At 64.2% G+C, this 19,288-nt stretch carries 19 protein-coding genes and 1 pseudogene; 10 read left to right on the top strand and 10 right to left on the bottom strand.

The window, feature by feature from the left end; genetic code table 11:
* Nucleotides 1–125: 125 nt before the first annotated feature.
* Complete coding sequence (locus LJF34_RS08065; protein ID WP_231184378.1) at nt 126–788, bottom strand: helix-turn-helix domain-containing protein; 663 nt, start codon at nt 786–788, stop codon at nt 126–128.
* A gap of 90 nt (nt 789–878) precedes the next feature.
* On the opposite strand from LJF34_RS08065, the gene LJF34_RS08060 reads away from it, so the two are divergent.
* On the top strand, nt 879–2,231 hold the full coding sequence (locus tag LJF34_RS08060) for a cytochrome P450 (protein WP_231184377.1): 1,353 nt from the start codon (nt 879–881) through the stop codon (nt 2,229–2,231).
* A 50-nt stretch (nt 2,232–2,281) separates the two neighbouring features.
* Entirely contained in the window at nt 2,282–2,995 is a 714-nt protein-coding gene (locus tag LJF34_RS08055) for a TOBE domain-containing protein (protein WP_231184376.1), read from the top strand.
* A gap of 2 nt (nt 2,996–2,997) precedes the next feature.
* On the opposite strand, the gene LJF34_RS08050 is transcribed toward LJF34_RS08055, so the two are convergent.
* Nucleotides 2,998–4,221 carry a glycosyltransferase family 4 protein gene (locus LJF34_RS08050; protein WP_231184375.1) on the bottom strand — a complete coding sequence of 408 codons (1,224 nt, stop codon included), beginning with the start codon at nt 4,219–4,221 and terminating at the stop codon, nt 2,998–3,000.
* A 183-nt stretch (nt 4,222–4,404) separates the two neighbouring features.
* Nucleotides 4,405–5,730 carry a hypothetical protein gene (locus LJF34_RS08045; protein WP_231184374.1) on the bottom strand — a complete coding sequence of 442 codons (1,326 nt, stop codon included), beginning with the start codon at nt 5,728–5,730 and terminating at the stop codon, nt 4,405–4,407.
* A 245-nt stretch (nt 5,731–5,975) separates the two neighbouring features.
* Here LJF34_RS08045 and LJF34_RS08040 point away from each other — a divergent pair, with 245 nt between their 5' ends.
* From LJF34_RS08040 to LJF34_RS08025, 4 genes are all read left to right on the top strand, one after another.
* A complete protein-coding gene (locus LJF34_RS08040) occupies nt 5,976–7,547 on the top strand; it encodes a flippase (RefSeq protein WP_231184373.1) in 1,572 nt (523 codons plus the stop codon).
* A gap of 169 nt (nt 7,548–7,716) precedes the next feature.
* Nucleotides 7,717–8,502 (top strand): luciferase, encoded by a 786-nt coding sequence (locus tag LJF34_RS08035; protein WP_231184372.1) that lies wholly within the window; start codon nt 7,717–7,719, stop codon nt 8,500–8,502.
* Nucleotides 8,503–8,606: 104 nt separating this feature from the next.
* Entirely contained in the window at nt 8,607–9,371 is a 765-nt protein-coding gene (locus tag LJF34_RS08030; protein WP_231184371.1) for a creatininase family protein, read from the top strand.
* Complete coding sequence (locus tag LJF34_RS08025) at nt 9,368–10,510, top strand: FAD-dependent oxidoreductase (RefSeq protein ID WP_231184370.1); 1,143 nt, start codon at nt 9,368–9,370, stop codon at nt 10,508–10,510. The genes LJF34_RS08030 and LJF34_RS08025 overlap by 4 nt, the downstream gene beginning before the upstream one ends.
* A 16-nt stretch (nt 10,511–10,526) precedes the next feature.
* On the opposite strand, the gene LJF34_RS08020 is transcribed toward LJF34_RS08025, so the two are convergent.
* Entirely contained in the window at nt 10,527–10,904 is a 378-nt protein-coding gene (locus LJF34_RS08020) for an Hsp20 family protein (protein WP_231184369.1), read from the bottom strand.
* Nucleotides 10,901–11,059: a hypothetical protein gene (locus LJF34_RS08015; protein WP_231184368.1), complete on the bottom strand. Its 159-nt coding sequence runs from the start codon at nt 11,057–11,059 to the stop codon at nt 10,901–10,903. The genes LJF34_RS08020 and LJF34_RS08015 overlap by 4 nt, the downstream gene beginning before the upstream one ends.
* A gap of 966 nt (nt 11,060–12,025) precedes the next feature.
* On the opposite strand from LJF34_RS08015, the gene LJF34_RS08010 reads away from it, so the two are divergent.
* The gene (locus LJF34_RS08010) at nt 12,026–13,753 is read left to right on the top strand and encodes a radical SAM protein (protein WP_231184367.1); all 1,728 of its coding nucleotides are present in this window, start codon (nt 12,026–12,028) and stop codon (nt 13,751–13,753) included.
* A 352-nt stretch (nt 13,754–14,105) separates the two neighbouring features.
* Here the strand turns inward: LJF34_RS08010 and LJF34_RS08005 are convergent, their stop codons facing one another.
* The 4 genes from LJF34_RS08005 to LJF34_RS07990 all read right to left on the bottom strand — a co-directional run bounded on the left by LJF34_RS08005 (nt 14,106) and on the right by LJF34_RS07990 (nt 16,783).
* Nucleotides 14,106–14,540 carry a TRAM domain-containing protein gene (locus LJF34_RS08005; RefSeq protein ID WP_231184366.1) on the bottom strand — a complete coding sequence of 145 codons (435 nt, stop codon included), beginning with the start codon at nt 14,538–14,540 and terminating at the stop codon, nt 14,106–14,108.
* Between the two features lie 442 nt (nt 14,541–14,982).
* Complete coding sequence (locus LJF34_RS08000) at nt 14,983–15,621, bottom strand: YkgJ family cysteine cluster protein (protein WP_231184364.1); 639 nt, start codon at nt 15,619–15,621, stop codon at nt 14,983–14,985.
* A 45-nt stretch (nt 15,622–15,666) separates the two neighbouring features.
* A complete protein-coding gene (locus tag LJF34_RS07995; protein ID WP_231184363.1) occupies nt 15,667–16,416 on the bottom strand; it encodes an MBL fold metallo-hydrolase in 750 nt (249 codons plus the stop codon).
* Nucleotides 16,417–16,522: 106 nt separating this feature from the next.
* Nucleotides 16,523–16,783: a helix-turn-helix domain-containing protein gene (locus tag LJF34_RS07990; RefSeq protein ID WP_231184362.1), complete on the bottom strand. Its 261-nt coding sequence runs from the start codon at nt 16,781–16,783 to the stop codon at nt 16,523–16,525.
* 137 nt (nt 16,784–16,920) lie between these two features.
* Between LJF34_RS07990 and LJF34_RS07985 the strand changes: the two are divergent.
* Nucleotides 16,921–17,317 (top strand): annotated as a pseudogene (locus tag LJF34_RS07985) (PPOX class F420-dependent oxidoreductase).
* An 11-nt stretch (nt 17,318–17,328) separates the two neighbouring features.
* Here LJF34_RS07985 and LJF34_RS07980 read toward each other — a convergent pair.
* On the bottom strand, nt 17,329–17,487 hold the full coding sequence (locus LJF34_RS07980; protein WP_231184361.1) for a hypothetical protein: 159 nt from the start codon (nt 17,485–17,487) through the stop codon (nt 17,329–17,331).
* A 110-nt stretch (nt 17,488–17,597) separates the two neighbouring features.
* Here LJF34_RS07980 and LJF34_RS07975 point away from each other — a divergent pair, with 110 nt between their 5' ends.
* Both LJF34_RS07975 and LJF34_RS07970 read left to right on the top strand, forming a co-directional pair.
* Nucleotides 17,598–18,305 (top strand): class I SAM-dependent methyltransferase, encoded by a 708-nt coding sequence (locus LJF34_RS07975; RefSeq protein WP_231184360.1) that lies wholly within the window; start codon nt 17,598–17,600, stop codon nt 18,303–18,305.
* A 54-nt stretch (nt 18,306–18,359) separates the two neighbouring features.
* On the top strand, nt 18,360–19,283 hold the full coding sequence (locus tag LJF34_RS07970) for a glycosyltransferase family 2 protein (protein ID WP_231184359.1): 924 nt from the start codon (nt 18,360–18,362) through the stop codon (nt 19,281–19,283).
* Nucleotides 19,284–19,288 lie beyond the last annotated feature (5 nt).

Genomic DNA, 19,288 nt, shown 5'->3' with positions numbered 1-19,288 from the left:
GCGAGCGGAGGAGTTAGCCGCATCCATTCCTCTCCGCTGTCTGTCGTGATATCTCTCCACTGTCCGTCGTGAATCACCGCTACCGTCCGCCGCGATTTCCCTCCATCGCCCGCCGTGTCTTCCCCTCAATCGACGTAGGCGCCGACCAACTTCGCCTCGATTCGCTGGAGGCGTTCGCTGACGGTGCCGGTCGTGAGGTCGAGTTCGTCCGCGAGTTCCCGATGCGTCGTCTCCCTCGGCACTTCGTAGTAGCCCTCGCGGACCGCGAGGTCGAAGAGCGCCTCCTGTCGCTCGGTGAGGATGGACGACAGGTTTCCCATGTCGGGTTCGTACTCGCCCATCCGTTCGAGGCGGAGTTTGATTCCGTCGGGAACGTCGCCTGCGGCCCGACGAATCGCCTCGCTGGTCCCCAGTACCGTGAGTTGCAGGCCGCGCTCGCCGCCCGTGTCGATGTACTGCATCGGCCAGTCGAGGACGATTTGCTGCTCGCGGAGGATGGTCAGGAGGTCGTCGACCAACCCCGCGGTTCGACAGTGCAGGTAGAGGACGCCGCGACCCTTCTCGCCCACGATGTCGAACTCGACCGTCTCCGGCGAGTCGGTCAACAGCGCCCGCGCCACGTCGAGGTCGCCGTGCAGTTCGACGAACTCGACGTACCGGCCTTCGTACACCGGACCGACGTACTGAATCGTTTCGACGGTCACGTCGTCGGTCCCCGACAGGAGGTCATCGACGGGATGAACGCTCACGTCCGGTCCCCACGTCAGGACGATGGTGGCGTACCGCATATCGCGGTCCTAGCGTCCGGCAGTATTTAAACACACCTAGGATGATGGGAAACAGACATAGACTGCGGGACCCCGAACTATCGGGTAAGGATGAGTAGCGACACACCTACCGAAACGGGAGAGACGCCGCCGGGACCGGACGGACTGCCGATAGTCGGAACTCGACTCGAATTTATCCGCGACCCGTTCGGCTTCATGACCAGAACCGCCCGCGAGTACGGCGACATCGCCCACTGGAAGGAACTGGACGGCCCGATGTACCAACTCAACCACCCCGATTACATCGAGCAGGTCCTCGTCCAGAACAACCAGAACTACATCAAAGGCGAGGGCTTCCAGCACATCCTCGGCCCCGTCCTCGGACGGGGTATCCTGAACAGCGAGGGTGCGGTGTGGCGGCGGAACCGCCACCTCATCCAACCCGCGTTCCACCCCGAGGAAATCCAGCGATATTCGACGATGATGACGGATTTCACCGAGGAGGAACTCGATACGTGGGAGGACGGCGAAACCCGACTCGTCCACGAGGACATGATGGAGGTGACGCTCAAAATCGTCGCCCGGGCGCTGTTCGGCGTCGACATCGACGACGAGGTGGACACCATCGGGACGGCGCTTTCGGAGTTCATGATGGGTACCGAAAACCTCGCCAACTTCATCCTCCCGCCGGGCGTCCCCACGCCGTCGCGGATGCGCATCAAGGACGCGCGGGAGAAACTCGACGGCGTCGTCTATCGGATGATTCGGGAGCGGCGGAACGACGCCGACGGCGAGGGCGTCATCTCGACGCTCCTCTCGGCCACCGACGAACACGGCAACCACATGAGCGACGAGCAGATTCGGGACGAGGTGGTCACGCTCCTCCTCGCCGGACACGAGACGACGGCGCTGTCACTGACGCTCACGATGTACGCGCTGGCCCAGTACCCCGAAGTGGAGGAAAAACTCGTGGCCGAACTCGACGAGGTGCTCGACGGCGAGACGCCGACGATGGACGACCTGTCCGACCTCACGTACACCGAACGGGTCGTGAAGGAGTCGATGCGACTCTACCCGCCCGTACCGGGAATCGTCCGCGAGGCGACCAAACCCGACATCATCGGCGGGTACGAGATTCCGGCGGGCGCGACGGTACAGATGAACCAGTGGGTCGTCCACCGCGACCCGCGCTGGTACGACGACCCGCGCGCGTTCCGTCCCGAGCGCTGGACCGACGAGTTCGAGAAGTCGCTCCCCAAACTCGCCTACTTCCCGTTCGCCGCGGGTCCGCGGCGCTGTATCGGCGACCGATTCGCCATGCTGGAGGCGCGTCTCCTCCTCGCCACCATCTACCAGCAGTATCACATCGAACTCACGCCCGAGGCCGAACTGGACCTGATGGCGACCATCACCGCCCGCCCGAAGAAGGAAATCCCGATGACGGTTCATCGACGTTCGGAGTGAGGACAGGCCGGAGAACTGATGTAGCGGGGAGTACGACCGAAGGAGTGACGATGCACGACGGGACGCCACGGGCCACGTTCGACGCACAACTCGTCGCCGACGACGTCGCCTTCGATGAAAAGGACGTGCGTTTGCTCCGGGCCATCGACGAACACGGGTCGCTCAACGCGGCGGCGACGGCGCTCGGGCGCTCGTACGCGCACGCACAGCGTCGAATCGTGACTTTGGAGGAGGGGTTCGGACCGCTCGTCCGGCGCGAACGCGGCGGTTCGTCCGGCGGCGGCAGTACGCTGACCGACGAGGCGCGCGGCCTCATCCAGCGGTTTCGCCGCCTCACGGCGGAATCGTCGGGACTCGCCGAGGTGGACGAGACGGTACTGGTCGGGACCGTCACCGAGCGCGACGGCGAGTTCGGACTCGTGGAGACCGACGTGGGGACCGTGCGGGCGCTCGTTCCCCCGGAAATCGACGCCGTTGAGGTCTGCATCCGCTCGGACGTGGTGACGCTGTACAGTCCGGACGCGGCCCCCATCGGCGACGCGACGAGCGCCAGAAACCAGTTTTCCGGGACGGTTTCGTCGGTCGAAGAGGGGGAAAAGATAGCCCGAATCGCGGTCGACGTCGGCGGTGGAACGCCGTTACAGGCGCTCGTCACGACCACCAGCGTCGAGCGGTTGGGGTTGGAACCCGGCACGTTGGCCGTCGCGTCGTTCAAGGCGACGGCGACGCGGGCGGTTCCCACGGGGTTGGACGTCGAGTCCTGACGTCAGTTTTCGACCATCTCGAAACACAGGTCGGCGAGACGCTTCGAAGACTGTTCCCAAGAATAGCGCTCCGCGACCGCCCTTCCCTGCGTCGCGAGTCGATCGCGTAGCTCCGGCGATTCGACCGCCGTCGCTATCGCGTCGGCGAGGTCGTCCGGGGAATTCGGCGGGACGAGCAGCGCGGTTTCGCCGTCGATGGCGTACTCCGTGACGCCGTCCACGGCCGTCGTGATGACGGGCGTGCCGCACGCCATCGACTCCATGTTGACCATGCCGAAACTCTCGTAGTGCGAGGGCGAACACACCACGTCCGCTGCGGTGTAGTATCCGGGAAGGTCGTCGTGCGGGACCGCCCCCACGACGGAAACCGACGATTCCAACCCGTGCCGTTCGATTCGTCGCTCCACGGCGTCGTGGTCCCCTCGTCCGATTATCGACAGGTGAGGTTCGGCGTCGGTGGCGTCGGCGGTGTCGCGCACCGCCGCGAGTGCGTCGATGAGGTCGAACACCCCCTTCGACTCCACGAACCGTCCGACGAAGAGTATCGTCGGTTCGTCGCGGTCGAAGGCGGGCGGGGCGTCCGGGTGGAACAGGTCGGTATCGACGCCCGGATAGACGATGCCTTCGGGTTCGTGGCCCAGCTCCTCGACGAACTCCGCGCTGGTCTGCACCGAGTTCGCTATCGAGTGGCTATCCGACAGCGCTCCGTGTGCCGTCGTTCCCAATCCGGTCCGCTCGAACCCGTGGAAGATACGGACCACCGGCACGTCGAGGAGGTTCGACAGCACGATGTCGTCCAGGAAGTCGTGGGTCACGAGCACGTCGAGCGTCTCGTCCATGTGCGCTATCGTTCCGTCGCGGAGCGCGCCGACCAACGGACCGAGTTTTTCGGACAGTCCGGGGCACACGCGGGTCGAAAGCGTTCCGAGCATACCCGTCTCCCCCGACGCCAACTGGACGACTTCGGCGTCCGTCGCGCGCATCTTCGGCGTCAACTCCCCGTCCTCGGTGTAGAGATAGGCGGACTGGTGGCCGGACAGCGCGTCGAGCAGTTCTTGGACGTACATCACGACGCCGCCCGCGTCCCTCGTCCCCGCTTTCCGGTAGTACATTCCGATCGTCAGTTCCTCCGACCGCTCGTCGGACCGCGGGCGTTCGTCTCCGCGTTCGGGTTCCGTTTGCGGCGCGTCGACTCCGCGTTGGTGCAGTCGATTACGGCTGCTCATTTACCCGTTCGACGGCTTAATTCCACTTTGTTATGCGTCGTGGGAACGACCCGCCTTTCGATTCCGTACGCCACGGAACACCCCTCCCGAACGCGATGGCTGGCCGTGAATGCGACAATCGGGGCGTTCCATCGCGGTATGCGACTCCTACGCGCCGAAAAATACGTCCCCGAGTTTCCGCTCTCAGCGGACTCCGGCCAACGACCGCAGAAGTTGCCCGAGGTCGAAACAGTAGCGGCGTCCGTTGTAGGTGAAACAATAGTCGGTCGAACCGGGTGCGGCGGCGGCCGACTCGTTCGCCATCTTCGGGTCGCTCGGCCGCTTCGGTTTCGTCTGCTTCTTGTCTCTCTTCGCCTTGGCCTTCTTCTGCTTTTTCTGCTTTTTCTGCTTCTTCGGTTTCTTCTGCTTCTTCGGTTTCTTTTTCTTCGCTTTTTTCGGCTTCGTCGTCTTCTTCGCTTTCTCGGCTTTCTTCTGCTGTTTCGCCTTCTTCTGTTCCGTTCCCGAGTTTCCGCTCGTCGCGGAACTCCCGCTGGACGACGCCGCGCCGCTCGCGGCTTCCGTTGCGGTCGTGGGCGCGCCGTCCGGGGCTTCGTGTGACGGGTTGCTGCCGACGTTCGTCGTCTCGACGTTGCCGATGAGGCCGCCCTTGACTTGCGAGTTCTTCACTTCGAACGTCGTGTGGGCGGCGACGAGCGCGGAGGCGGCGCCGTTCGTGTCCGCCTCCGTGCAATCGATGTCGCAGTTCTCGAACGTCACCACGTCGCTCGTCGTCCCGTAGCCGTCGTAGACGCCGCGGGAGTTCACGACGCCGCCGTTTATCGGGTGGAGCGGCACGTCGTTCGTGTTGTAGATGACGGTGTTCTTCACCGTCGTGCCGTCCGTCGCGACGCGGAGGTGACTGATGTTGTTGTTCTTCAGGAGACAGCGGTCGAAGGCCAGCGTGCCGCCGCCGCCGCCGGACTTCGCCGCGCCGCCGGCGTAAATCGCGTTGCCGGTCCAGCCGTTCATCGTGACTTCGGTGATGTCGATGTGGCCGGCGAAGGACATCGGAATCCCGATAGCGCCCTTGCGGACCATGTCGCCCGACACGCCGTCGCCGAGGTAGACGTGTTCGATGGTGCCGGTTCCCGACGCGGTTATGAGGTTCGGATACCCGCCGAGGTTCTTTCCCGGCGAGTGGGGGCCGCTCGTGTCGGCCTCGCCGGTGAACCCGACGTTGCGAATCGTCCAGTCGGAACCGCTGGCGACGATGCGGACGTCAGCGCCCGGCGCGCTGATGTCGATGAGTTTGTTCTCGAACGTCTCGCCGCTCCCGACGGTGAACTGTTTCGCCGTGTTCGCGGGAATCGTAACGGTATCGTACCCGTTCGCCGCCGCGGCGCTGGTCGCCATACTCGTACCGGCGGCCGCAACCGCGGCCGCGCCGGTCAGTTTCAAATACGAACGACGCGCGAGGGGACTGACGTCCGCTCCGCTATCGTTGTTTGTCGTACTGCAATCGCGTGCCATGCGGTTTTCAATGCAAAGACATCTATTAATATTCTTTCGGTGTTGTTCCCTACGTCTCAACGGTCGTGAACGTCGCAACGAACTCCATGTTCATGTGAAAATATCACGAACGTCTATTACATGACTCTGTCGATGGAAGGCCCAAACACGCGGTTGAGGGCGATTACTCCGCCGTACGGTGCCTATAACAAAGCCCCTCGATCCGGTTGGTTGTCCCACCGTGAACCCGAGAACGCAACGAAGCCGTGAGCACCGCGGTCGGACGCATCCCTCCACCCTTTCCTTCCCGAATGGCGACGAGTGATTCTCACCTCTCGAAACTGCTGTCGAGTTCGGTACTCATCGTCGTCGGCGTCGTCGTCGCCTCCGTCGGCAGGTTGGTCGAACGCGTCATCATCGCCCACTGGTTCTCGCCCCAACTGTACGGTGAGGTGATGATCGCGCTCGCCATCATGACCATCGGGACGACCGTCTCGCTCGTCGGTCTCAACGACGGGATTCCGCGCTTCGTCTCGCGTTACGACGACGACCGGGACGTACGTGGCGTCTGGCTGTTCGGATTGGCCTTCTCCCTCGCCGTCAGCCTCGCCGTCTCCCTCGTCCTGTACCTGAACGTGGACCGCATCGCCGTCGCGCTCTTCGAGACGAGCGTCGCACGCGAGTTGCTCCGCCTGTTCGTCCTGACGATTCCCGTCAGCGTCGGCCTGACCGTCGGCGTGAGCGCCCTCCGCGGATTGGAGAACACGCGCTACAAGCTCTACACGAAGGATTTCCTCCACCCGTGTCTCCGAATCTTTCTGCTCGTCGCGTTGGTCGCGGGCGGGTTCGACCTCGTCTCGGTGGGCTACGCCTACTTCGCGGCCACGCTCGGGACGCTCCTCGTCGTCTACCTGCTCTCGAACCGCCTCGTGCGTCTCGTCGGCCCGACGCGAACCCACACCCGCGAACTGCTCACCTACTCGGCACCGCTCATCGTGACGATGGTCCTCTCCATACTGCTGACGCGGATGGACACCCTCATGCTCGCCCAGTTTCGCACCTCGAACGAAGTCGGCGTCTACAACGCCGCCTATCCGCTGGCGAACAGCCTCCTGATGGTCATCTCCTCGTTCGGCTACCTCTACCTGCCGCTCACGTCTAGGCTCGACGCGGACGGCGAGCGCGAGGAGGTGACGAGCATCTACCGCATCACGACGAAGTGGATTTACGTCCTCACCTTCCCCGCGTTCCTCGTGTTCACCGTCTTCCCGGACGACGTCCTCGCCCTCTTCTTCGGGTCCGGCTACACGGGCGGCGGCGTCGTCCTCGCCATCCTCTCGGTCGGCTTCTTCACGAGCGCGGCGGCGGGGCGAAACCGGACGACGCTCGCCGCCCTCGGTCACACGAAGGCCATCCTCGGCGTCGACATCCTCACGCTCGCGCTCAACTTCGCCGTGAACCTCCTCCTGATTCCCACGTACGGGATGGTCGGTGCCGCCGTCGCCTCCTCCGGGGCCTACGTCGTCCGCAACCTCGCGCTCAACGTCGCCCTCCTGTCGAAGTGCGGTATCTCCCCGTTCTCCTCGTACACGAAGCGGACGTACGTCATCCTGCCGCTCGTCCTGTTTCCCATCGGCCTCCTCGCCGGTCGCTGGCTGACGCTTTCCTTCCTCACGCTTCCCGTCTTTTTGGTCGGTACGGGCCTCGTGGGCCTCGCCGCCGTCACCGTCGCCGGTGGCCTTCAGTCCGAGGACGGAGCGTTCATCGAGTTCATCGAGGGAACGCTCGGCGTCGAAGTCCCCGGAATCGAACGCTACGTCCCGATGCAGGGTGAATGAGCATCTGGCGGGGTGGCGGAGCGCACGAACCCCCCCCCCGTCGAATCCTTGCCGTCGCCGATAGCCTTTTGACCCCGCTGGCGTTACAACGTCCATGGTCGCACAGACGATGGATCGCGTTCCGCGAGAGTAGTAACCGACTAATTCTGAATACGGGAGTTGAGCACGAATGCTAGCCAGTAGCCACGCCCTCGTTCGAACGGGACTCGACGCCGCCGCGCTGAAGCCCGCGGAGTGCGACGTCCGTCGAGCCCACTCGATGCCGTTCGAGACGGTGACGATAGATTACGAGGGGCGCGAACACCTCCCCGACACGGAGACGCTCCGCGAACTGGCGGCGGAGAAAAACGTGCTGATGACGATTCCCGTCCGTGCGGACGGCTTCGACCCGCTCGGCGACGATTCGCTGTTCGGACGACTCCCCGAGGACGTGGGAACCGTGTTCGTCGCCGGACATTCCGCCTATCTCTCCGAGGAGGAGCGAACCCGGGCGGTCGCACCCCGACTCGGGGCCGCGTTGGAACGGTCGCCCGACGCGTGGGTCGGCACGGAGGGCATCGAGCGCGTCGCCACGGCGACGGGGGCGACGCAGTTCGAACTGCTCTCTCGTTCGACGACCCGCGACGTGCGCGCGCTTCGCGCCGCCGGGTTCGACGGGACGGTCGCGGTGTACGCACCGACCGTTCTCACCGGCGAGGAGGACGTGATACTCGACGCCGTCGGCGCGTACGTTTCCCGGCGAAAGCCCGTGGCGCGAGCGCTCCCCGACGACGCACCGACGGACGCCAGCGCCGACGGTCGCGCTCGCCGCGTCCTCTCGGCCGCGAGCCGTGACTTCGCGCTCGTCGGGACGCACGCCGAAGTCGGCGAGCGCATCGACGAACTGAAAGCGGCCGGTGTGGACACCGTGGTCGGCTATCCTGCGCAGGGAATCGACTCGTTCATCGGTCGATAGTCCGAACGCTCATCGGCCGGTAGTCCGGATCCGTCGGGTCCGTGGCCCTATTTTCCGTTCGCCGCGACACCCAATTTCAAATACCGCGGCCGCAATCACAGTTCATGAGCCGACTTGTAGACGAGACGACGACCACGGCCCGCGAGGCGCTCGCGGACGTGGACGTCGCGCTGCTTCCGACCGGAAGCGTCGAACAGCACGGACCCGCCCTTCCGCTCGGAACGGACTTCATGGCGGCACAGGCGGTCGCGGAGACGCTCGCGGACCGGGAGGACGTCGTCCTCCTCCCGACGATTCCCGTGGGCGTCAGCGAACACCACCGCCAGTTCGACGGCACCCTCTGGACGGACCCGGCGACGTTCGAGGACTACGTCGAGGACGTCGTTTCGAGCATCGCCAGCCACGGCGTGGAGAAGGTCGTCGTCGTGAACGGTCACGGCGGCAACAACGACGCGCTCACGCGCGTCGCGCGCCGGGTTCGACGCGAGGAGGTCGCCTACGCCGTCCCGTGGAACTGGTGGGGCGGCATCGGCGACGTGCTCGAAGACGAGTTCGGGGCGGGCATCACGCACGCCGACGAAATCGAGACGAGCATGCTCCTCGAAGTCGCCGAGGAACTCGTCCGTGAAGCGGCGCTCGAAGCGGCCGAGGCAGGCGCGAACGACGCGTGGGGCGAGGAAGTTCACGGCGCGAACATCGGCTTCGACACGGCCGACTTCTCCGACAGCGGCGTCGTCGGCACTCCCACCAGAGGCTCGCGGGAGGCCGGGGAGCGACTCCTCGGCGCGTCGAGCGGCGAACTCGCAGCGCTGGTCGAATGGCTCGCGGACCAAAATATCGACCACCTCTGGCCCGAGGACCACCGATGAACGTCGGCATCGTCGGCGGCGGCGCTGTCGGGGTGACGGCCGCCCGTGACCTCGCGGTTCGGGGGGCGGACGTGACGCTGTTCGAGAAAGGCACCATCCCGAACGAAGGGGAGAGCACGTTCAGAGCGGCGGGCGTGCTGTACGACGCCTTCGCGGCACCGGAGGACGCCCGCGTCGGTGCGCGTGCGATCGAACGGTTCCACGAGTTCTCGGGCACCGCCGGGTTCGAGTTCGTGGAGACGCCCTACGTCTGGTTCGCACGCACGGGCGACGAGAAGCGCTCGGCATCCATCCGCGAACAGGTCCCGCGGATGCGCAAACACGGGCGGGACGTCGCGTTCATCCACGCGTCGGAACTCGAAGACCGGTATCCCGCGTTGAACGCGGACGACATCGGCGTCGCGGCGATCGCTCGAAACACGGGCCGAACCGACCCCGGAAGCTACGCCCGGATGATGGCGGCCGAAGCCGAGAAGAACGGGGTCGAGATTCGAACCGAGACCGAAGTCCGCGTCCGACTCGACGAGACGGCGACCGACGGAGCGCCACGAATTCTTCCCGACGGCGGCCACGCGGAGCCGTTCGACGCGATGCTGGTCGCGGCGGGCGCACACACGAAGCGCGTGTTGGCGGATGCCGGCATCCCGGTCGCGCTCAAACCGTACCGCGTGCAAGCACTCACCTGCGAGTTCGACGCCGACACGCCGATGCTGTACGACGCCACGGAGGGCTACTACCTCCGGCCACATCCCGACGGCCTCCTCGCCGGGGACGGCACCGAAGAAGTCGAAAGCGACCCGACGGAGTGGAAGCACGCGGGTGATTCCGCCTTCCAGACGACGATGGAGGAACGCCTCGCCCACCGTCTCGACTTCGGTTCGGAGGGTTCCCCGGCGGTCGAACGAGCGTGGGCGGGCCTCTGCACCGCGACGCCCGATCACGACCCGCTCCTCGGCGAGATTCGACCGAACTGCTACGTCGCCGCCGGGTGGCAGGGCCACGGTTTCATGCGCTCACCGGCGCTGGGAGAGGCGGTTGCGGAGGACATCCTCGGCGACGGCGGCATCCCGGAGTTCGATCCGAGACGCTTCACCGGGGACGAGGAGTTCGAAATCGTCGAAGGAATGGCGGTGGAGTGAGAGTACCGGTCGGCTCTCAGTTCGACTTCGGCACCGTGACTTCGAGGGTGCCGGAGTCGGTCAGCGTCGCCGTCGCTTTCTTCGCGTCAACCTCGGCGTCCGCCGGGAGTTCGACTTCGCCGTCGAGCGACATTCCGCGGCCGGGGAACACCATGTCGAACCCGTCGTGGAAGTCGCGGAAGCGGTCGATTCGAACGAGGACGGAATCCCTGACGAACCGGACTTGCACGTCGCTGCCGGTCGCTCCCGCCGCGTCGAAGACGACGAGATACGCGTCCTCGCTTTCGAGCAGGTCGGACGGAACGGGCCGCGACTCCTGTACCTTGCTCGCGGCGCGGCCGACCTTCGATGCGACGGCCGTCACGGTCGAGCGCCCGAGGTCGCGCAGCGTCATAGCTCGATCGCTTCGAGGGAATCGGTTTCGCCACAGTACGGGCATTGGAAGTCGTTTACGCCGACGTCGTCGGGCATGTCGTAGGTGTAGTGCATCTCGAACATGTCCATCTCGCAGTCGCCGTCCGTGCATTTGACCTCAAGCGTCGCGGGCATACACGACGATACGTTCCGGACGAAAATAAACGCGCGGACTTCGGCTAGGATTTGCGTTGCGAGAATCGCTCGGTCGAAGACGAGTTCTCTCACCGGAGACCAGCATTGCTTCCGATTTTGGTATGATCGGAACGATAGAAGTAATGGTCCAGAAAGTCGCCGTCCGTTCTCCGATTCGTGGTTGGTATTGCTGTGACCGCAAGTACAGACGTCACTGAAACCGCATCGCAACCGCACCGCGCCACTCCCTCCCCAACCGATTGCGTTTCTCGACCTTCGGTCTGCGATACTCATCCCTCGCGTGATAGCTATCAGGTCCGCGGCCGACTGCTGACCGCGGACCTGCGCGCACGCGCCGAAGTGGTTGGCCCAGTTTCGCATATCTGAACTTCCACCATGGCGCGTGCTGGCGGGACGACGCGGCCACTCTCGGCCGCGTCGGTTCGCTGTAGCGTGCGAGGGATGAGCACCGCAACGAAGTGAGGAGCGCAATCGGTTGGGGAGGGTGTGGCTTGCGAGGTTTCGTAGAAACCTCGAATGCGAACGGCAACGCCGTGAGCAAGCGGTACGGTGCTGTGCGGTCGTCTGGGTGGGACTGAAAGGGGCCGTCCGGTCGCGTTCACATGGTCGTCTCGGTGACCGCTCTCGACGAGGCACGCGGTTTGTGCCGAGTCGAGATGTTGCCGAGCGGTTCACACGAACGCAGTGAGTGTGAGCACGGAAGTCGCATGCCCGCGAACGAAGTGAGCTGGAACGTCTTCCGGTGCCGCGAGCGGGCGGGGGCTTTCGAAGACATCTTCTCGGCGATTGAAATCACACTAGAGTCAGTATTCTTTCGTAGCGAGCGGGCGGGGGCTTTCGGGGTCTTCATCGCAGTTGCTGCTACGTTCTTACCGGAGTTGGAGTCATCTCGTAGCCGCGTTCCACGTAGTCACCGTTTTACCCGCCGAGTCACAAAGGCGGGTAATGACTGACCCCGCGACCCTCGACGTGACGCTCGTGGACGGCTACGTCGACGAACCGGCGCATTTCGGCGTGCCGCCGTACATCTCGACGTATCCGCGCTACACCGCCGGAGCGCTCGTGGACGCGGGGGTGCCGGAAGAACGGATCACGTACCACACCATCGACGAACTCCGGGAGGACAATTCGAAGTGGGCGGACGTGGCCGACGCCGACCTGTTCGTCTACATCGGCGGGATGACGGTGCCGGGGAAGTACGTCGGCGGGACGCCCGCCGAACCGGACGAGGTGCGGAAGATGGCGTGGACCGCCGACGGGACGAGTCTGATGGGCGGCCCCGTCAAGTTCGGCGTCGGGGACGAGAACGCGGGGGGAACCCAAACCGAGCGCGACGACCTCGACTTCGACTTCGTGGCGAAAGGCGACGTGGAAGCCGCCGCCGCGGACCTCGTGGAAAGCGGATTGGAGGGCTTCAACAACCGGATGCGGGACAACGAGGAGATAGACCGCTGGGCCGAGGCGGGCGCGTTCGTGGTCGAACAGCACCCGAACCACCCGGAGTACCTCATCTGCGAGATGGAGACCTCGCGGGGGTGTCCCTATCGCTGTTCGTTCTGCACGGAACCGCTGTACGGCAACCCGTCGTTCCGCGAACCCGAGTCCGTCGTCGCGGAAGTCGACGGCCTCTCGAACCGGGGCGTCAAGCACTTCCGACTGGGGCGACAGGCCGACATCCTCGCCTACGGCGGCGACGGCGAGAAACCGAATCCGGACGCGCTCCGCGAGTTGTACGGCGGGATTCGCGAGGTCGCGCCGGACCTCGGGACGCTCCACCTCGACAACATGAACCCGATCACCGTCGTGGAGTGGCCCGAACTGTCGCGGGAGGGGATTCGGGTCATCGCCGAGCACAACACGCCCGGCGACACCGCCGCGTTCGGGTTGGAATCCGCGGACCCGGTGGTGCAGGAGCAGAACAACCTGAACGTCACCGCCGAGGAGTGCTTCGAGGCGGTGAAAATCGTCAACGAGGAGGCGGGATGGCGGCCCGGGGAGTCGCCCGACGACGCCCCGACCCACGGCCCGGACGCCGCGAATCGACTGCCGAAACTGCTCCCGGGAATCAACCTCCTCCACGGGTTGAAGGGCGAGCGCACGGAGACGTTCGACCACAACCGCGAGTTCCTCCAGCGAGTCTACGACGAGGGGCTGATGCTTCGCCGGGTGAACATCCGGCAGGTCATGGCCTTCTCGGGAACGGAGATGAACGCCGTCGGAACTGACATCGCCGACAATCACAAGCAACTGTTCAAGCGGTACAAGAGCGAGGTCCGCGAGGAGATCGACAACCCGATGCTCCAACGCGTCGCGCCGCCGGGGACCGTGCTGCCGAACGTCCACCTCGAATACCACAAGGACGGCCGGACGTTCGGACGACAGTTGGGAACCTACCCGCTCCTCGTCGGGATTCCGGGCGAGCGCGAACTCGGTCGGACCATCGACGTGGCCGTCGTGGACCACGGCTACCGCTCCGTCACGGGCGTTCCGTACCCGCTCGACGTGAACAGCGCGTCGATGGACGAACTCACGGCGATTCCCGGTCTCGGCAAGCAGCGCGCCGGAAACGTCATCGTCAATCGCCCCTACGAGACGTCGGACGACCTCGCCGAGACGGTGGACGTGGACCTCAGCAAGTTCGCCGGAGCGCCGGTTTCCAGAAACGCGGACTGAAAACTGATTTTCACAGCGACCCACCGTCGAGGGCGAGCGAAGCGAGTCATCGGCGGAGGGAGCGATAGGCCGGTGAACCAACCGCCAGAAACAGCAGTTGAACCAACCGCCGGAAGTCGGCCGGTGACACATCCATCAAAAATCGGCCGGTGACACAATCACTAGCGATCAGCGATTCCACCGCGAGTGAGGAACGAACGAGCGGGCCGCCGATTGAATGGCGCATGGAAGAGCGAAGCTCTTCCAATGCGAAATGAAAGCGGCGTGCTTTTGCTCGAGCTTTTACAGGGAGACAGGATGACTCGGACCGAATCGGTCCGAGTCATCCCTTTGACCGTCGTAAAAGGCCGTTTTAGAACTCCTCTTCGATGATTTCACCAACGGCGAAGTTCGACTTGACTTCCGTGATTTCGACCTTCACACGTTCGCCGATTTCCGCGCCGGGGACGATGATGACGTAGCCGCGCTCGACGCGAGCGATACCGTCGCCCTGCTTGCCGATATCTTCGACTTCGACGTAACGGATTTCACCGGCTTCGACGGGTGGCTGCGGTTCCGACGAGACGGTTCCGGTGTTCGTGTTGGCGCTCGATTGCGTCGTTGTCGCCGATTGTTCGTCGCTCGATTCCTCTTCGGTCTCCCGCGAGATAAGCGCGACACGGTAGGTTTCTCCCGGTTCGACCGAACCCGTATCGATTTCACGACGTGGCACACTGACGACGTATTCGTCGCCTTTGAGAGTAACATCAGCGCTGAACAGACACAGGAGTTTGTCAGAGATTTCCAAGGGTCGTAGACCTCCAGATGAAAACAAGTAGTCAACCATTATAGAATTATCGACAGCCACCTTTTCCCACCCACCTTTTTCTGCAGTCGGGAGACGAACCCGGCGCGAATCGCGCCGGGTTCGTCCTACCTCCTTGGAAAAAGCTGGACCAAAAGCCGTTGTCACCTCCGTCCGTCGTGCCGAGGGCACTCCGTTGGAGGTTCCTCGGCCCGGAAAATCGGAGATTTTCCGGTGGGGTTGCTGGCTTCGGTGGTTGTGCCACCAGCTGATCTCCGATGACCGTGTCACCGACCGTTTCTGGCGGCCGATTCGTCTGCTGTTTTCCGGTGACTGATCGTCTGCCGTTTCTGGTGGTTGGTTCACCGGCCTATCGCTCGCGGCGGCGCTCACTTCGTTCGCGCCCGCCGCTCGCTGTCGAAAATGGTCTCCCTTCCGGCCCTCGTCAGCCTTCGTACGCCGTTCCGTCGGGGTTTTTGGCACCCTCCGAGTCGTGGACGACGATTTCGCCAGAGTCGGGGTTCGCGGCTTCGTAGTTGTCGCGGACGCCGATGGCCTCTTCGAGTTCGCGGACGGCGCGTTTCTTGAGCGCCGCCGCGAGTTCCTCGGCGTGTTCCCTGTCGATGTCGCGGCCGAGGCCCTCGCACTCGTGGGCGCGGACCATCCCCGACTCGTCCACGGGTTCGCCCATGGGTTGACTCGTCCCGCCGAGCGCCACGCTGAAGGGGTACGTTTGGCAGATGAGCGGTCGGTCGGGGTGGACCGAACACGCCCCGATTCCCTCCTCGTAAAACCGACAGTCGCCGCAGTCGTCGGTCTGGAGCGCCCACTCGAACGTTTCGCCGCCGTCCTCGTCCAGACCGAACGGCATGGGTCGGGCGACGTCGCGGAAGTCGTACTCCGTCGTCTCCTGCAACGCGCGCACCTCGTCGGGGAAGACGGTGGCCGTGTGCGGGTCGTCGGTCTCGCTCGTACAGCAGGCACCGCAGCGCGTGCACTCGAACCCGATGTCCTCGATCGCGTCCGCGAGGTCGGTCACGTCGAGCGATTTCGCGCGTTCCAGTTCGGCTTCGAGGGATTCCACGGAGGACGGTTCGTGCGAGGAGGGAAAACGGTTGTGGGCTTTCGTTCAAGTCGGACGGGCGCGTTCGCCGTCCCAGTCCACGTTCCCCTCGACGGCCGACTTCTCCAGATGGGCCGCCACCGTCCGCTCGGCGAACTCCCTGACGTCCGAGACGTCCTTGTCGTAGGCGGCGTCCGTCACCGAGGAGAGCGTTTCCGCACCGCCGCGAACCGCGTCCAACACGCGTTCTTCGCGGCGCAGTCGGTGGTCGATGAGTCGCCGAATCACCCGCCTCGGATTCTCGATGACGGATCCGTGCCCCGGATAGAGGACGGCGGGATTCTTCGCGTAGAGTCGGCGAAGCGAGGTCAGATAGGCGCGCAGGTCGCCCTCCCCGGCGGCGACGACGACGCTTCCTTCCGCGACGGCGAGGTCGCCCGTGACGAGTCCGTCGTCCGCGGCGAACGCGACGTGGTCGGGGGCGTGTCCCGGCGTCTCGATGACGGTCAGCGGACCGACGGTCGTTCCCTCGCGGAACGTGCGGTTCGGGGTGACCCCCGTCGCTCGCTCGAAGCGTTCTTCGCGGCCTCGGCGCGCCCAAACCGTCGCATCGCAGACGTCGGCGTAGTGAGCGACGCCGCCGACGTGGTCCGGGTGGGTGTGGGTGAGGACGACGTGTTCGACGTCGTTCTCCTCGACCGCTCGGTCGAGTTCGTCCGTCCGTCCCGCCGGGTCGACGAGGACGGAATCGACGACGTAGGCGTTCGTCTCCCCGTGCGGGGCCAGCGTTTCGGTGGGGACGGGAATCGGGTTCACGTCCGGGGCGTGGCCCCCCAGCGAGAAAAGTCGTTCGTGGTCACTGGTGGGCGGGAAACGAAGAACGTCGAAAAACGTCGGTGAGAAAACCGGGAAGCGTGAGGAGCTAGTTGTTCAGCAGGTAAACCTGCTTTCGCGCGTCGCGGAAACTGTGACGCGAGACGATGAGGTCCTGCTCTTCGAGACGGGTCAGCGCGTAGCGGACGGTCCGGTCCGGGAGAAGGGATTCCTCGGCGAGTTGGCCCTGCGTCAGCGGTTCTTCGGTTTCCAACACTTTGGCGACGAGTTTGGCACTGGGGGGTAATTCTCTGAGTCGTTCACGGAAATCGCGCGCTGGTTCTGCTACAGTCGTGCTCATGTATACCATGCGACCACGGCATGGTGGTAAACGTTGGCTATAGGTGTGTTCATACAATATCGACACCTTAAACGTCATAATATCACACTTAGATGGCCTGATAGGTCGGGGAGAACGTTCAGGCTTCTTCCCGACGTACACCGCTCATGGAACCGATATCCGAGGAGTACAGGGACCTGTTCGAACGGAAGGCGTTCGCCAACTTCGCCACGGTCATGCCCGACGGGACGCCCCAGGTGACGCCTGTGTGGGTCGGTTACGACGGCACCCATCTTCTCATCAATACGGCGAAAGGCCGCCAGAAGGAGCAACGTCCGGCGGAACCCGAAGGTCGGTCTCTCCATCCTCGACCCCGACGACCCGTATCGGTTCGTTTCGATTCGCGGCGAAGTCGAGGAAGTGACCGAGGAGGGCGCGGTGGACCACATCAACGAACTCACCGAGCGGTACATGGACCGGGAGGAGTACCCGAACCTCGGCAATGAAGGCGGTCCACGCGTCGTCGTTCGCATCCGCCCCGACCGCGTGGTGACGGGCGGCTAACGTCGACGTGACTACCGCCTACGGTCGGTTTTCGGCGGTCCGCTGTGGCGGTTGTACTGGCCGAAAACATAGCCACAGTCGGGGCAGTGGACGACGATGATGCGCTCGTATTCGTGACGAACGAGGTCGTCCGCGGTGAACTCGCCTTCACAGTGGTTACAAATCGGCATTCGAAATCCCGTGCAGGATACGGCACGAACGCGCAAAGGCGTTCGCCCCGTCCCTATCCACATCCAGTACCGTTTTATCCCTCGGGTGAGGTTGTTCGGACGAAGAAAGTGTGAAGGGACAGGAGTGGTATCAGGCTACGGAGGTGGCCGAGGAATACGAAGAGAAGCGATTCTCCCGTGGCGGTAGGCTCATCGACCGCCGCGAGAAGCAAGCCGTCCTCGACGCTATCGGACCGGTCGACGGCAAACGCGTTCTCGAAATAGCGTGTGGTACCGGCCGGTTTACCGTCATGCTCGCCGAGCGGGGTGCGGACATCGTCGGCCTCGACATTTCGGCCGCGATGCTCCAACAGGGTCGCCACAAGGCGCGAAACGCCGGTGTCGCGGACCACTTGGAGTTCATGCGCGGCGACGCCGCGCGTCTCCCGTTCCCCGACGACCACTTCGACACCGTGTTCGCCATGCGCTTTTTCCATCTCGCCAACACGCCGGCCTCGTTCTTGAGCGAGATGTGTCGCGTGTCGAAGAATCAAGTCTTCTTCGACACGTTCGCGGGACCGAGCACGCGAAGCCTCTACAACTGGCTGTTGCCGATGGGGTCGCGACTGTACTCGTTGGAGGACGTACAGAAACTCCTCGGGGAAACCGGTCTTTCGCTGGTCGATTCGGACCACGACTGGGTTCTTCCCTACGGATTCTATCGGAAGATTCCGGACGCGATAGCGTCTCGCATCCGGAATATGGACACCACCATCGGCGATTCGATGTTCGGCGACAAACTCGCGTCGGTCTCCTACTGGAACACGAGCGTCGAGTGATGTGACGACCGCGTGCCGAATTGCTTTTACGTACTCGGTATCTGAAAAGCGGATATGGACTTGTCCGTGGTGGTCCCAACGCTCAACGGTCGGGAGCCATTGAGCGACGCCCTCGACGCGGTTACGCGACACGCGCCCGATGCCGAGGTCATCGTGGTCAACGGTCCCTCCACGGACGGCACCTCCGGCATGGTCTGTGAGCGCCCCGACGTGAGCGCCCTCGTCGAAATCTCCGATCGCAATTTGAACGTCGCGCGGAACGCGGGACTCGCCGAGGCCAGCGGCGAGGTCATCGCGTTCATCGGGGAGGAGGTGTCCGTCGAAGCGTCGTGGTTCGACGGTATCCGCGACGCCATCGCGGACGGCGCGGACACGGTGACGGGACCGGTCCACCGAATGGTCCGTGCCGGGATGACGACCGAGACGGTCGAAACGCGAACCATCGCCGGACGCGACGTAACTTACTTTTCCGGCGTGAACGTCGCATTCACGCGTCACGGTATCGAAGCGGTCGACGGCTTCGACGAGAACTTGGAAACCGGCGGCGCACGCGACTGCGCTCATCGTCTCGCGGGACAGGAGCGACCGATAGCGTGGTCGTCCGACGTGTCTGTCCGTCGTGACGACACCGACGAGAAGGGCGTCGAACGCGACTGGTGTGCCAAATACCGGTCGCTCTCCTATCGCATGGTGAAAAACTACGGCCCGCGACTGACCGTGTTCAGGCGGACCTTCCACGACGCCGTCCGCGACGCGCGAACCGCGGGCGGAGAGGTGGCTTCGGGCGACGCGAAACCGTCCCTCTGGGCGGGGTGTGGCAAACAGGTACTCAAGGGAATCGCCGGGGGGACCAGGGACGGCCTCATCGGGCGACTTCGTGACCGAAGCGAAGCGCGCAACCCCGCCGGACTCTCCTCGCGCGCCGACCGCGCCGTCGAACGGTACGACTGGCGCGATGTGGAGACCGAAATCGAGTGACCGCC

Source organism: Haladaptatus sp. DYF46, assembly GCF_021083305.1.
In the GTDB taxonomy this organism is placed as follows: Archaea; Halobacteriota; Halobacteria; order Halobacteriales; family Haladaptataceae; genus Haladaptatus.
This window is presented reverse-complemented; position numbering and strand designations above follow the sequence as displayed.

Coding starts and splice junctions, on each gene's coding strand:
- LJF34_RS08065 (WP_231184378.1), bottom strand. CDS start 788: ATGCGGTACGCCACCATCGTCCTGACGTGGGGACCGGACGTGAGCGTT.
- LJF34_RS08060 (WP_231184377.1), top strand. CDS start 879: ATGAGTAGCGACACACCTACCGAAACGGGAGAGACGCCGCCGGGACCG.
- LJF34_RS08055 (WP_231184376.1), top strand. CDS start 2,282: ATGCACGACGGGACGCCACGGGCCACGTTCGACGCACAACTCGTCGCC.
- LJF34_RS08050 (WP_231184375.1), bottom strand. CDS start 4,221: ATGAGCAGCCGTAATCGACTGCACCAACGCGGAGTCGACGCGCCGCAA.
- LJF34_RS08045 (WP_231184374.1), bottom strand. CDS start 5,730: ATGGCACGCGATTGCAGTACGACAAACAACGATAGCGGAGCGGACGTC.
- LJF34_RS08035 (WP_231184372.1), top strand. CDS start 7,717: ATGCTAGCCAGTAGCCACGCCCTCGTTCGAACGGGACTCGACGCCGCC.
- LJF34_RS08030 (WP_231184371.1), top strand. CDS start 8,607: ATGAGCCGACTTGTAGACGAGACGACGACCACGGCCCGCGAGGCGCTC.
- LJF34_RS08025 (WP_231184370.1), top strand. CDS start 9,368: ATGAACGTCGGCATCGTCGGCGGCGGCGCTGTCGGGGTGACGGCCGCC.
- LJF34_RS08020 (WP_231184369.1), bottom strand. CDS start 10,904: ATGACGCTGCGCGACCTCGGGCGCTCGACCGTGACGGCCGTCGCATCG.
- LJF34_RS08015 (WP_231184368.1), bottom strand. CDS start 11,059: ATGCCCGCGACGCTTGAGGTCAAATGCACGGACGGCGACTGCGAGATG.
- LJF34_RS08010 (WP_231184367.1), top strand. CDS start 12,026: ATGACTGACCCCGCGACCCTCGACGTGACGCTCGTGGACGGCTACGTC.
- LJF34_RS07990 (WP_231184362.1), bottom strand. CDS start 16,783: ATGGTATACATGAGCACGACTGTAGCAGAACCAGCGCGCGATTTCCGT.
- LJF34_RS07980 (WP_231184361.1), bottom strand. CDS start 17,487: ATGCCGATTTGTAACCACTGTGAAGGCGAGTTCACCGCGGACGACCTC.
- LJF34_RS07970 (WP_231184359.1), top strand. CDS start 18,360: ATGGACTTGTCCGTGGTGGTCCCAACGCTCAACGGTCGGGAGCCATTG.